At 72.1% G+C, this 12,261-nt stretch carries 13 protein-coding genes; 7 read left to right on the forward strand and 6 right to left on the reverse strand.

The window, feature by feature from the left end:
* From JNK30_RS15760 to JNK30_RS15775, 4 genes are all read right to left on the reverse strand, one after another.
* Positions 1-443: PAS domain S-box protein (locus JNK30_RS15760; protein ID WP_293483587.1), on the reverse strand; the 443-nt coding region annotated here is incomplete at its 3' end.
* 106 nt (positions 444-549) lie between these two features.
* Complete coding sequence (locus tag JNK30_RS15765; RefSeq protein WP_293483588.1) at positions 550-1,269, reverse strand: TPM domain-containing protein; 720 nt, start codon at positions 1,267-1,269, stop codon at positions 550-552.
* Complete coding sequence (locus tag JNK30_RS15770; RefSeq protein ID WP_293483590.1) at positions 1,269-2,075, reverse strand: TPM domain-containing protein; 807 nt, start codon at positions 2,073-2,075, stop codon at positions 1,269-1,271. Before JNK30_RS15770 ends, JNK30_RS15765 begins: the two co-directional genes overlap by 1 nt.
* 7 nt (positions 2,076-2,082) lie before the next feature.
* Positions 2,083-2,733 (reverse strand): LemA family protein, encoded by a 651-nt coding sequence (locus JNK30_RS15775; protein WP_293483591.1) that lies wholly within the window; start codon positions 2,731-2,733, stop codon positions 2,083-2,085.
* Between the two features lie 87 nt (positions 2,734-2,820).
* Between JNK30_RS15775 and JNK30_RS15780 the strand changes: the two genes are divergently transcribed.
* Both JNK30_RS15780 and JNK30_RS15785 read left to right on the forward strand, forming a co-directional pair.
* Positions 2,821-3,612: a class I SAM-dependent methyltransferase gene (locus JNK30_RS15780; RefSeq protein ID WP_293483593.1), complete on the forward strand. Its 792-nt coding sequence runs from the start codon at positions 2,821-2,823 to the stop codon at positions 3,610-3,612.
* Between the two features lie 21 nt (positions 3,613-3,633).
* Positions 3,634-4,431, forward strand: coding sequence for a hypothetical protein (locus tag JNK30_RS15785; RefSeq protein ID WP_293483594.1), 798 nt, complete (start codon positions 3,634-3,636; stop codon positions 4,429-4,431).
* On the opposite strand, the gene JNK30_RS15790 is transcribed toward JNK30_RS15785, so the two are convergent.
* Entirely contained in the window at positions 4,394-5,173 is a 780-nt protein-coding gene (locus JNK30_RS15790; RefSeq protein WP_293483595.1) for a DUF1365 domain-containing protein, read from the reverse strand. The genes JNK30_RS15785 and JNK30_RS15790 overlap by 38 nt on opposite strands.
* A 3-nt stretch (positions 5,174-5,176) precedes the next feature.
* The gene (locus JNK30_RS15795) at positions 5,177-6,517 is read right to left on the reverse strand and encodes an NAD(P)/FAD-dependent oxidoreductase (RefSeq protein ID WP_293483597.1); all 1,341 of its coding nucleotides are present in this window, start codon (positions 6,515-6,517) and stop codon (positions 5,177-5,179) included.
* Positions 6,518-6,660: 143 nt separating this feature from the next.
* Between JNK30_RS15795 and JNK30_RS15800 the strand changes: the two genes are divergently transcribed.
* From JNK30_RS15800 to JNK30_RS15820, 5 genes are all read left to right on the forward strand, one after another.
* Complete coding sequence (locus JNK30_RS15800) at positions 6,661-7,449, forward strand: DUF1295 domain-containing protein (RefSeq protein WP_293483598.1); 789 nt, start codon at positions 6,661-6,663, stop codon at positions 7,447-7,449.
* A gap of 14 nt (positions 7,450-7,463) precedes the next feature.
* Positions 7,464-8,489, forward strand: a complete 1,026-nt coding sequence (locus tag JNK30_RS15805) for a cyclopropane-fatty-acyl-phospholipid synthase family protein (RefSeq protein ID WP_293483600.1) — start codon at positions 7,464-7,466, stop codon at positions 8,487-8,489.
* Between the two features lie 22 nt (positions 8,490-8,511).
* Positions 8,512-8,925, forward strand: a complete 414-nt coding sequence (locus tag JNK30_RS15810; protein ID WP_293483601.1) for a DUF2177 family protein — start codon at positions 8,512-8,514, stop codon at positions 8,923-8,925.
* A gap of 139 nt (positions 8,926-9,064) precedes the next feature.
* Complete coding sequence (locus JNK30_RS15815; protein ID WP_293483602.1) at positions 9,065-10,648, forward strand: AMP-binding protein; 1,584 nt, start codon at positions 9,065-9,067, stop codon at positions 10,646-10,648.
* Positions 10,649-11,668: 1,020 nt separating this feature from the next.
* Positions 11,669-12,261: amidohydrolase family protein (locus JNK30_RS15820; protein WP_293483604.1), on the forward strand; the 593-nt coding region annotated here is incomplete at its 3' end.

Raw genomic sequence — 12,261 nt, forward strand, 5'->3', positions numbered from 1 at the left:
GCGATCTCGCGCAGCACGAGGTCGCGCCGCTCCTCGGCGGCCTTGCGGTCGGTGATGTCCAGCGTGGAGCCGACCACCAGGCGGGCCCCCGTACCGTCCCGCAGGACGCGGCCGCGCGTCAGCACCCAGCGGGTCCGCCCCTGGGGTTCGAACAGCGTCCGGTACTCGACGGAGAAGGATCCGCCGTCCGGGTCCTTGGCGGCCGCGCGATAGGCGGCCAGGAGGGGTTCGCGGTCGTCGGGATGCACCAGCCCGGGGTAGTCCTGGACCTTCAGGGCGCGGTCTTCAGGGACGCCGAACAGCTCGCGATTGCGGACGTTCCAGGTCAGGTCCCCGGTGCGGACGTCCCATTCCCAAAGCCCGAGTTGCATGGCGTCGACGGCCGCTTCGAGCCGCCGCAGCCGCTCCTTCACCGCGGCCAAGCTCTCGCGTTCGTACGCCACGCGTTCCCCGGCGGCTCCCCCAAGCCAGCGCCCATTATTCGCCGGGCGGGACGGCGCGGCAACAACCTATGTGTATCCAGCGGCAGAGGTTTTTCCGCTCGCCGCCTCACGCCTTCGGCAGCAGGACGACCGCGTCGGGCAGCTCGTTGGGATTGTCGCCCGGGCGGGCCGGGAAGTGGTCGGCGAGGATGTCGGCGCACTGGCCGACCGCCGCGCACAGGCCCTCGGCCGCCGCGCCGCGCTTCAGGCCCTCGGTCAGGGCGGACATCGGGCGCTCCCACGTGCCCGCCGGGACCTTCGCGTCGATGCCCTCGTCGGCGATGAGCTCGGCCATGCGCTCGGCGGCCGAGACGTAGATCAGCACGCCGGTCCGCTCCCGGGTGGCGTGCAGGTTCTTCGACAGGAACTGCTCCTCGGCCCGCTGGCGCACGCGGTCGCGCTTCATGCCCGGAGGCGTCAGCGCGCGCCGCACCGGCCCGATGGCCGTGACCAGCAGCGTCAGCAGGAACAGCGTCGCTTGCAGGACCAGGGCCCCCACCAGCGCGGCGCGCGCGCTGGCCTCGCCCACGTCCTCCACCTGGTCGGCGGTCCAGGCGCCCCCCAGGAGCCCGACGTCCGGCGCCGTCACCTCGATCCCGGCCATCAGCAGCAGGGCCGGCGCCAGCAAGGCCACGCCGGCCGCCCAGGCCAGCGGGGTGGCGTGATAGTCCGCGCTCTCCTCGGCGAGGACGCAGTAGATCTCGCCGGTCGTGCGCGCCTCGGCCGCGCGGACGGCGGCCTCGACCGCCCCGCGCTCGTCCGCCGTGAGGAGAGGCCTTTCCGTCATCACCAGCTCCCCGAGGCGCCGCCGCCCCCGCCCGAGCCTCCGCCGCCGGAGAATCCGCCGCCCCCGGACCAGCCGCCGCCTCCGCCGCTCCAGCCCCCGCCGCGCCGGCTGGAGCTCGAGAGGATGAGCGGCAGCAGCCACCACAGACCGTTGCCGCCGAAGCGCCGCCGGGCGCCGAAGACGCGCGTCACGCCGCCAAGCACCCAGAAGACCACGACGATGGCGATGATGACCCACGGCAGATCGCCGCCCCCGCCGCCGGCGGGCCGGCTCGCGGCCTGCTGGGCCTCGGCCTGGGCGATCTGCGCCCTGGCTTCCTCGGGCGGCAGGCCCAGCTGGGCGATGATGGCCTCCGCGCCGTCGACCACCCCCTTCTCCAGATCGCCGGCCTTGAACGCCGGCAGGATCCGCCGCTGGAGGATGAGACTGGAGAGCGCGTCGGTGAGCACGGGCTCGAGGCCGTAGCCCACCTCGATGCGCACCTTCCGCTCATTGGGCGCGACGATCAGGATCGCGCCGTCGTCCTCGGCCTTGCGCCCGATGCCCCAGGTCCGGAGCAGCTGATAGCCGTACTCCTCGATCTCGTAGCCCTGCAGGCTGGACAGGGTGGCGACCACCACCTGGCGGCCGGTCTTCTGCTCGAGCGCCGCCAGCTCCGCCGTCAGCTTCTGCTCGGTCGCCGGCGACAGGATCCCGGCCTCGTCCACGACGCGGCCGGTCAGCGCGGGGAACTTCGGCGCGGCCCAGGCGGGCGCGACCAGCAACAGGCTGAGCGCGAGGACGATCCGTAACAGGCCGGCCGGCACGCTGCGGCTACTTCGGCGGCGGCGAACCGGGCGCGGCGCCCGGCGGCGGGGCGACGGCCGGAGCCGCGGGCGCGAACTCGACGGTCGGCGCGGACTGCGCGGTGGCCGTGGCCTGGAAGAGCTGCATCGGCTTCGAGCCGCCGTGGACCGTGCTGGCCCAGATGATCTGCGGGAAGGTGCGCAGCGTCGTGTTGTACTCGCGCACCGCCTCGTTGTAGTCGCGCCGCGCCACGGCGATCCGGTTCTCGGTGCCTTCGAGCTGGCTCTGGAGGGCCAGGAAGTTCTCGTTGGACTTCAGGTCCGGGTAGTTCTCCTGCAGCACCCGCAGCGGGGCGAGCGCCAGGGACAGGTTGTTCTGCGCCGCCGCGTAGCGCTGGAACGCCGCGGGGTCCTGCGTGATCCCGGGGTCGGACCGCACCTGCAGCGCGCTGGCGCGGGCCTGGGTGACGCCGATCAGCACGTTCGACTCCTGCGCCGCATAGCCCTTCACGGTGGCGACGAGGTTGGGGATCAGGTCGGCGCGGCGCTGGTACTGGTTCTGCACCTCGGCCCACTGGGCCTTCGCCTTCTCCTCGCGGGTCGGGATGGTGTTGATCCCGCAGGCCGCCAGCATCAGCGGGGCGAGCGCGAGCAGCACCAGTCGCGTCAGTCGGGTCATGAGGGCTCCCTTCGAGGCCGCGCCATCGAACGCCGCGAATGTGGAGCCTGCATTGATTGGGCGCAACGGCGAGGTCACAAACGCGGGATGGTCAAGGCCCTGCCCTACTACGCCCCCGCCAGCCTGAGCGCGGCCTTCTACGACCGGGTGACGGCCGCCGACAGCCGGCTCGCCGGGGACGAGGCGCTCTACGCGGGCCTCGCGCCGCCGGGCGGATCGATCCTGGAGCTGGGCGCCGGCACCGGCCGGCTGACGGCCGCCCTGGCCGCCCGCGGGCACGAGGTGACCGGCGTCGACATCTCGCCGGCGATGCTGCAGCAGGGCCAGGCGCGCCTCGCCGGGCTCGCGCCGGACGCGGGCCGGCGCGCCCGGCTGGTCCGCGGCGACATGACGGCGCTGGACCTCAAGCGGACGTTCGACCTGGTGATCTGCCCCTACTTCACCCTCGCCCACGTCCCCGGCGGCGCGGCCTGGCGCAACACCTTCGCCACCGCCGCCCGGCACCTGGCGCCCGGCGGACGCGCGGCCTTCCACCTGCCCAGCCTGGAGATCATGCGGCGGCCCGGCCCCGCCGATCCCACGAAGCCGGTGCTGGACCTGCCGCTGGACGACGGCGGACGCCTGCGGCTGTTCATCCAGGAGCGGCGCTTCCGCGAGGGCATCAACCGCCTTGACCAGGTGGTGGAGTACGTCGTCCTCGACGCGGCGGGCCGCATCCTGCGCCGCAGCCCCGAGCGGCTGACCTACTACTGGACGGCGCCGCAGCCGATCGCCGAGGCCGTGGGACTGGCGCTCGACGGCGCGCCCGTCGACCTGGGCGGCGTGGGCGAGGTCTGGGTCTTCCGCCGCGCTATGCCGGCGACGCCCGCCGCGCCATAGTCGCGCTTTCGGGGGCGATCCATGGACGCTGTGCTGCAGACTGCGCCGCTGCCGGTGCTGGCCGGCGGGCTCTTCGTGGCCCTGCTGGCCGCGCGCGAGCTGGGCGGCTGGCTGGCCGGGCGCAGGCCGCGGGGCCAGGACGAGACGCAGGGCTATGTGCTCTCGGGCGTGCTGGGCCTTCTGGCGCTGCTGATCGCCTTCACCTTCGGCCTGGCGCTCGATCGCTACGAGACCCGGCGCGAGCTCGTGGTCGCCGAGGCCAGCGCGATCGGGACCGCCGTGATGCGGGTGCGGCTTCTCGATCCGCCCGCCGCGGACGAGCTGGACCGGCTCTACCGCGAGTACGTCATGCTCCGGACCCGGTACGGCCACGCCGACGCCGCCCGGAAGCCGCCGCTGGCCAAGGCCTCCGCCGACCTGAGGACGCGGATCGAGAGCGCCATGCTGGCCGCGGCCGCGCCGATCCGCACGACCCCTTTGGCCGCGCTGGTCGTGCCGGCGGTGAACGAGTCCCTCGACGTGGGCGTCGCGCGCGAGGCGGCGCATGCGGCGCGCCTCCCGGCCAGCGTCATCGCCGCGCTGGCGATCTACGCGCTGGTGGCCGCGGGCGTGCTGGGATCGACCCTCGCGACCGCCGCCCGGCCGCATCGGCGCTCGGTGGCGATGATGTTCCTGCTGCTGACCCTGGCCCTGGGCCTGATCCTCGACCTGGACCGGCCACAGGGCGGCACGGTGCGCATCAGCCAGGCCCCGCTGGACGAGCTGGCCGCGGAGCTTGCGGCTAGGCCACCGCCGTCAGCGGCGAGTCCACCACGGTGACCGGCCACGCCGGCTTCGGCGGACGCTGCCGGATCTTCTCGCCCTTGAGCCAGATGAACAGCGCCTCCCAGTGGATGGCGGCGACCACGCCCAGCGTCATCCAGGGATGCGTGAACCAGGCGCGGGCCAGGGCCGCGTCGGACAGTTCCCGCCGCCGGCCGGTGAAGCCCGCCGCCAGCACGCGCCCCTCGGCGTCGTCCACGTCCACGAACACCTGCACCGCCTCGGCCGGGGGCCGCATTCGGAAGGCGTAGGACAGGTCCATGTCCATGAACGGCGAGACGTAGAAGCCCTTCTCGCAGGCCTGTTTCACCACGGGCGCGTCGGCCGCCGGGATCAGGTAGCTGTGGCGCTCCCCGAAGGTGTTGTTCACCTCGTACAGGATGGCGCTGAGGGCGCCGTCGGGCCGGTGGCAGTAGTAGACGGTCAGGGGGTTGAACCCCATGCCGAGGATCCGCGGCATGGCCAGGAGCCGGACCGGACCGCCGTGCGCGATGCCGGCGGCGGCCAGCTTGGCCTCGACCTGCGCCTTCAGCGGCGTTCCCGAACCGTCGCCGTGCCGGCGCGGATCGAAGCCCACGAGGTTGAAGCCCCGCAGCGAGAACAGCCGCAGCCCCCTGTCCAGCGCCTCGAGCTCGTCGAGGTCCAGCAGCAGCATGAAGATGCGGTAGCGAAGCTTGTGCACGCGCGGCTTCAGGCGGGCGTGGGTGACGATCCCCGGATAGAGCCCCGAGGCGAACATGGCTTAAGCCGCCGCGTCGACCGGCGCGGCCGGCGCGCGCACGTGGATGCGGCCGTTCTCGTCGGGCACGTCCCAGGGGCGGCGAACGCCGCCCAGCTGCTCGGCGACGGCCAGCCCGGACTGCAGGGCGTCCTCGTGGAAGCCGTGCCCGAAGTAGCTGCCGCAGAACCAGGTGCGCCGCACGCCCTGGATGTCCCAGAGTCGCGTCTGGGCCTCGACGGCGGCCCCGTCGAACAGCGGGTGGTCGTAGACCTCGGTGCGGATCAGCTTGTCGGCGGCGATCTCGCGGTTCGGGTTGAGCGTGACGAACAGCTCCGGCGCGTCCTTCAGGCTCTGCAGGCGGTTCATCCAGTAGGTGACGGCGCCCTCGCCCGGCGCGTCGCGGAAGCCGATGTGGTTCCAGCTGGACCACGCGCGCCGCCGCTTCGGCATCAGCCCGGCGTCGGTGTGTAGGGCCACGAGGTTGCGGCTGTAGCGGAAGCAGGAGAGCAGGCTCTTCTCATCCGCCGTCGCATCGTCCAGCAGCGAGAGCGCCGTGTCGCCGTGCGTGGCGATCACCACCTCGTCGAAGCGGTCGCGCGCGCCGCTGGCGAGCCGCAGCTCCACGCCGTTGGCGTCGCGCTTCACGCCCACGACCCGCACGCCCTTGCGGACCTCGCCGCGGAACTGCTCGGACAGCTTCTCCACATAGGCGCGGCTGCCGCCGGCCACGGTGCGCCAGAGGCCGCGTCCGAAGATGCTCATCATCCCGTGGTTCAGGAAGAAGCGGATCAGGGACGCCGCGGGGTACTGGCCGATCTCCTTCAGCGGCGTCGACCAGATGGCCGCGGCCTGCGGGAGCAGGTGGTCGTCGCGGAAGGCCTGGCAGTAGCCGTGCGCCTCCAGGTAGTCCTCGAGCGAGGTCTGCGGCGTGACGAGGTCGGCGAGGTCCTTCGGGGCCTTGCGGTAGAAGCGCGTGATGTCGAGCAGCATCTGCCAGAAGCGCGCCGAGAACAGGTTCCGCTTCTGCGCGAACACGCCGAGCGCGCCGTAGCTGGAGTATTCGAAATCGCCGTTGTCGAGGCTGACCGAGAGGCTCATGTCGGCGTTGACGTGCGGCACGCCGAGGTGGGCGAGAAGCGCGGTGAAGTTCGGGTAGTTGGCCTCGTTGTAGACGATGAAGCCCGTGTCGACCGGGACCGACCCCTTGTGCCCGGGCGCCTCCGCGGTATTGGCGTGTCCGCCGAGGCGGGGGTCCGATTCGAACAGGGTCACATCGTGCCGCTGGGACAGAAGCCAGGCGGCCGACAGCCCGGCCACGCCAGAGCCCACCACGGCCACTTTCCGCCGCTCAACACCACTCATGTCGCCGATTCCACCTTGATGCACGCAAGCGCCCCCGGGCGCGTCCCCTCGCCGCCCGAGTGCTTAGCAAACGCTACGGCCCAGTCACAGCACTGGATGCGCTCGCGGCCGGATCATGATGGTATCGCACGCTCGGAGGGCGGATGCTGCTTCAACTTGTCTTAGGCGTGCTGGTCGCCATGCTCGCCGTCATGGTCGCTGCCTGGGCGTTCGGGCTGGCGCGGAGGAACGGCGGCTGGACCGACGTCTTCTGGACGTGGGGCACGGGCGCGACCCTCGCCGCCGCCGCGCTCTGCCCATGGGGTGCGGAATCGCCCGAGGCGCGCCGCTGGCTCGTCGCCGCCTTCATGGCCGCCTGGGCGCTGCGGCTGGGCCTCTACCTGACGCCGCGCGTGGCGAGCCACTCCGAGGACGCCCGCTACGCGGCGTTCCGCACCGGCGATCCGAAGACCTATCCCGCCCGGATGCTGTTCGTGACGCTGCCGCAGGCGCCGGCCACCGCGCTGCTCGGGCTCTCGGTCGTCCTGGCGGCGCGGGCGCCGGGTCCGGTGGGCTGGCGGGACGCACTCGCCGTGGCGCTGTTCCTGGGCGCGATCTGGGGCGAAGGCGTCGCCGACGGCCAGATGAAGCGGTTCCGGGGGGATCCGGCGAACCGGGGCCAGGTGATGGATCGCGGGCTCTGGGGCTGGTCGCGGCACCCGAACTACTTCTTCCAGTGGCTGGGCTGGCTCGCCTATCCGGCCATCGCGCTGGATCCGGCGCGGCCGGTCACCTGGCTCAGCCTCGCGGCGCCCGCGGTCATGTTCGGCCTGCTGCGATACGTCTCAGGCGTGCCGCCGCTGGAGGACGCCATGCTGAAGTCGCGCGGCGACGCCTTCCGCAGCTATCAGGCGCGCACCTCCGTATTCTTCCCGTTGCCCCCCAAGCGCTGAGACCCGAACACCGCATGAGCCTGACCTCGTTCGTCATCGACACCTTCGAAGGCGCCCCGCTTCCCGACATCGTCCGCAAGACCGCGATCGAGGTGCTGGTGTCCAACGCCCGGCGCCAGCACGCCAAGGCCGGGCCCGGCACGGAAGCGGCCTTCGCGCGCGACATGGCCGAGCACCCCATCGCGACGCATACCGACGCGGCCAACGCGCAGCACTACGAGGTCCCCGCCGAGTTCTTCCTGAACTGCCTGGGCCCGCAGCTGAAGTACTCGTCCTGCCTCTACCTGGACCCCGCCGACACCCTCGTCGAGGCCGAGGAGCACGCCCTGAAGGAGACCGCCGCCCACGCCGACCTGCAGGACGGCCAGCGGATCCTGGAGCTCGGCTGCGGATGGGGCTCGCTGTCGCTGTGGATGGCCAAGACCTACCCGAACGCGCGGATCACCTCGGTGTCGAACTCGGCGAGCCAGCGGGCCTTCATCCTGGCCCGGGCGCAGGAACGCGGGCTGGGCAACCTCGAGGTCATCACCTGCGACATGAACGACTTCGAGGCGCCCGGCGAGTTCGACCGGGTCGTCTCGGTCGAGATGTTCGAGCACATGTCCAACTGGCGCGCCCTGCTCGGCCGGGTGAAGACCTGGCTCAAGCCCGACGGACGGCTCTTCATCCACGTCTTCACGCACAAGACGACGCCCTACCGCTTCGACGTGAACGACGAGGCCGACTGGATCGGGAAGTACTTCTTCTCGGGCGGCGTGATGCCCAGCCACGGGCTGATGCACCAGTTCGGCGACCTCTTCACGGTCGAGCAGGACTGGCGCTGGAGCGGCGCGCACTACCAGAAGACCGCGCTGCACTGGCTGGAGGCCTACGACCGCAACGCCGCGAAGATCCGGCCCACGCTGGAGGCGGTCTACGGCAAGGACGCGACGCTCTGGCATCGCCGGTGGCGCTTGTTCTTCCTGGCCACGGCCGGCCTCTTCGGCCACCGTGGCGGGACGGAGTGGGGCGTGAGCCACTACCGGCTGAAGCCCGCCTGACGGGCGCATTGGGGGGACACCGATGCTTCGACTGATCGCCACCTACCTCGCCACCGGGATCGCCTTCGCGGCCGTGGACGCCGTCTGGCTGACCCAGTTCGGACCGGGCCTGTACCGGCCGACGCTGGACCCGGTGCTGCGCGACCCGGCCGACCCGCTGAACCTGCCGGCCGCGGTGGTCTTCTACCTGGTCTACATCCTGGGGATCCTGGTGCTGGCGATCTGGCCCAACCGCGACAAGCCGCTGCGGCAGACGACGGTCACCGGCGGGCTGCTGGGCGCGATGGCCTACGCGACCTACGACCTGACCAACCAGGCGACGCTGAAGGTCTGGTCGACGCAGATCACGGTGCTGGACGTGATCTGGGGCACGTTCCTGACCGGCGTCTGCGCCACCGTGGGCGGATGGGTGTTCCGCCGGCTCGCGCCGAAGTGAACCCAGGCGGCGGCCGAGAGGTCCGCCGAAGGGCTGTCCGCGTGGAGAGTCGTGAAGCGGCGCGACCGCTCTAGCGGCGCGCCGCGCCGCCATGCCATGGTCGTTTTCGAAGATCGGGAATGACCCGGCGGAGGAGACGATGAGCGAAGTGATGACGCGCGCGGCCTGGCTGACCGACCCTGAGGCCGCCGCGGCGACCGGCATGACGACGGCGATGTGGGCGAACCTGCAGCCCGACAAGGCCGCCGTGATCGACCCGGACGGGCGCGCCGTCAGCTACGCCGACCTCAACGCCGAGGCGAACCGGATCGTGCGCCTGCTGCGCGGCGCCGGGCTGGCGGCGGGCGACGCCGTCGCGCTGGTCATGTCGAACCGTCACGAGTTCATCGCGGTCTGGGCCGCGTGCCGCCGCGGCGGGTTCCGTCTCACGCCGGTCAACTGGCACCTGACCGCCGACGAGATCGCCTACATCCTGAACGACTGCGAGGCCAAGGCGGTGTTCGGCGAGGCGCGGATCGCCACCTGCGGCCCGGCCGCCGCCCAGGCGCCGGAGCTTCGGCTGAAGGTCGCGGCGGGCGGAGCCATCGACGGGTTCCAGGCCTGGGACGCCGCCCTCGCCGGTCTCGACGATTCCGACATCGACGACCCGGTGCTGGGCAACCAGATGCTCTACACCTCGGGGACCACGGGGCGGCCGAAGGGCGTCTATCGCGCGGCCCCCGCCGTGGCGGCGCCCGGCATCTACGCCCTGCGCGGCTACGACGCCCAGTCGGTGCAGCTGTGCGCCGGACCCGCCTACCACGCCGCGCCCCTGGCCTTCGACGTCAGCTTCTCCATGGGCGCGGGCGCGACCCTGGTGTTCCTCGACAAGTGGGACTCCGAGGCCACGCTCCGGACCATCCAGGAGCGCAGGGTGACGCACATGCATCTGGTGCCGATCATGTTCCAGCGGCTGCTGGCGCTGCCGGCCGAGGTGAAGGCCCGCTACAGCGTCGCCTCGGTGAAGTTCCTGATCCACGGCGCGGCGCCCTGCCCGCCCGAGGTCAAGCACGCCATGATCGAGTGGTTCGGCCCGGTGCTGACCGAGTACTACGCGGGCAGCGAGGGCGGGGCGGGCTTCCTGATCGACAGCCACGAGTGGCTGAGGAAGCCGGGCTCGGTGGGCAAGCGGCCCGAGCTGCTGGGCTCGAAGATCCTGGACGAGGCGGGGAACGAGTGCCCGCCGAACGTGGCCGGGACGATCTACCACCAGCTGCCGCCGGGCGGCGGCTTCACCTACTACAAGGACGAGAAGAAGACCCAGTCGAGCCGCGTGGGCGACTACTTCACCATGGGCGACATGGGCTACTTCGATGACGACGGGTACCTGTTCCTCACCGGCCGCAGCGCCGAGACGATCATCTCGGGCGGGGTCAACATCTACCCGCAGGAAGTCGACAACGAGCTGATCAAGCACGAGGCGGTGGCTGATTCGGCGACCGTGGGCGTGCCGCACGACGAATGGGGCGAGCAGGTGAAGGCGGTGATCCTGCTGAAGCCCGGCTACGAGCCCTCGGACCTGCTGGCCGACGAGATCCTGGCCTTCGCCCGCGACAGCCTGCCCAGCTTCAAGGTCCCGCGCAGCCTCGACTTCGTGACCGAGCTGCCGCGCTCGGAGGCCGGCAAGGTCCAGCGCAACAAGGTGCGCGCGCCCTACTGGGAAGGCCGCGCCCGGCAGATCTGACGCGGCCTCGCCGCCCTCCGCGGTCAATCGAGCGCCTGCGGCGGCCATCAACCCGCGCACCCCTACCGCTGTCATCCCGGTTTCGCCGCAGGCGAAGACCGGGACCCATACGCGCCCGATGTGGGAGACGGCCGGCGGGCGGCGCCGCGCCTCATCCGGAGAGGCGGAGTCTATGGGTCCCGGTGTTCCGCTGCGCGGAAACCGGGATGACAGGGGGCGTCGGCTCCGGGGCCGGGCCCCCTCTCGCTTCGCGAGCTCCCCCAGAGGGGGAACATGGGGAGCGCCTGGGGCGGCCATCGGCCTGCGCACCCCCACGGCTGTCATCCCGGTTTCGCCGCAGGCGAAGACCGGGACCCATACGCGCCTGATGTGGAGCACGGCCCGCGGCGGCGCCGCCGCGCCTCTTCCGGAGAGGCGGAGTCTATGGGTCCCGGTCTTCCGCTGCGCGGAAACCGGGGCGACAGGGGGCGCTGGCGCCGCGGTCGGGCCCCCTCTCGCTTCGCGAGCTCCCCCAGAGGGGGAGCATGGGGAGCGCCTGCGGCGGCATCAACCCGCGCACCCCCACCGCTGTCATCCCGGTTTCGCCGCAGGCGAAGACCGGGACCCATACGCGCCCGATGTGGAGCACGGCCCGCGGACGGCGCCGCCGCGCCTCTTCCGGAGAGGCGGAGTGTATGGGTCCCGGTGTTCCGCTGCGCGGAAACCGGGATGACAGGGGGCGCCGGCTCCGTGGCCGGGCCCCCTCTCGCTTCGCGAGCTCCCCCAGAGGGGGAGCATGGGGAGCGCCTGCGGCGGCCATCGGCCTGCGCACCCCCACGGCTGTCATCCCGGTTTCGCCGCAGGCGAAGACCGGGACCCATACGCGCCCGAGGTGGGAGACGGCCGGCGGGCGGCGGCGCCCGGTCCCGGTGTTCCGCTGCGCGGAAACCGGGATGACAGGGGTGGGGCGGCGGAGGTAGCGGCGGCAGGCGCAAACGACGTAAGGTCCGGCGGGTTGTTCGAATCCCGGGGGCTCTACCGTTGCGATCCTTCCTCCTGGCCGCCGCCGCGGCCGCCGCGCTGGCGACGCCTGCCGCCGCCCAGACCCAGGCCGCCACCATCGTCCACGCCGGGCGCGTGCTGGTCGATCCCGCCTCCGGCAGGGTCGAGACGCAGAAGTCCCTGGTGATCCGCGGGGGCAAGGTCGTCCGGATCGCCGACGGCTACATCTCCGAGCCGGGCGCGACGGTGATCGACCTGAAGACCCGCTTCGTCCTGCCCGGCCTGATCGACAGCCACGTCCATCTCACGGGCGAACAGAACCCCAATGCGCGCCTCGAGGAGGTGACCCAGTCGTCGGCCGAGCAGGCGCTGGTCGGCGCCCGCTACGCCCGGCGCACGCTGATGGCGGGCTTCACCACGGTCGCGGACCTGGGGGCCGACACCAATGCGATCCTGGCGCTGCGCAAGGCCACGGCGGCGGGGGACGTCCCGGGCCCGCGCATCGTCGCCTCGGGCTCGGCCATCTCGGTGCACGGCGGCCACGGCGACGTGAACGGGTTCCGCGACGACATCATGCACCTGCTGCGGCCCAATTCGGTGTGCTCGGGCGCCGACGACTGCGCGCGCGCCGT

It is taken from the genome of Phenylobacterium sp., assembly GCF_016793225.1.
In the GTDB taxonomy this organism is placed as follows: domain Bacteria; phylum Pseudomonadota; class Alphaproteobacteria; order Caulobacterales; family Caulobacteraceae; genus Phenylobacterium.

Excerpts from the sequence above, each read along its gene's own strand:
- JNK30_RS15765 (WP_293483588.1), bottom strand. The coding sequence starts at position 1,269 with ATGACGGAAAGGCCTCTCCTCACGGCGGACGAGCGCGGGGCGGTCGAG.
- JNK30_RS15775 (WP_293483591.1), bottom strand. The coding sequence starts at position 2,733 with ATGACCCGACTGACGCGACTGGTGCTGCTCGCGCTCGCCCCGCTGATG.
- JNK30_RS15780 (WP_293483593.1), top strand. The coding sequence starts at position 2,821 with ATGGTCAAGGCCCTGCCCTACTACGCCCCCGCCAGCCTGAGCGCGGCC.
- JNK30_RS15785 (WP_293483594.1), top strand. The coding sequence starts at position 3,634 with ATGGACGCTGTGCTGCAGACTGCGCCGCTGCCGGTGCTGGCCGGCGGG.
- JNK30_RS15790 (WP_293483595.1), bottom strand. The coding sequence starts at position 5,173 with ATGTTCGCCTCGGGGCTCTATCCGGGGATCGTCACCCACGCCCGCCTG.
- JNK30_RS15795 (WP_293483597.1), bottom strand. The coding sequence starts at position 6,517 with ATGAGTGGTGTTGAGCGGCGGAAAGTGGCCGTGGTGGGCTCTGGCGTG.
- JNK30_RS15800 (WP_293483598.1), top strand. The coding sequence starts at position 6,661 with ATGCTGCTTCAACTTGTCTTAGGCGTGCTGGTCGCCATGCTCGCCGTC.
- JNK30_RS15805 (WP_293483600.1), top strand. The coding sequence starts at position 7,464 with ATGAGCCTGACCTCGTTCGTCATCGACACCTTCGAAGGCGCCCCGCTT.
- JNK30_RS15810 (WP_293483601.1), top strand. The coding sequence starts at position 8,512 with ATGCTTCGACTGATCGCCACCTACCTCGCCACCGGGATCGCCTTCGCG.
- JNK30_RS15815 (WP_293483602.1), top strand. The coding sequence starts at position 9,065 with ATGAGCGAAGTGATGACGCGCGCGGCCTGGCTGACCGACCCTGAGGCC.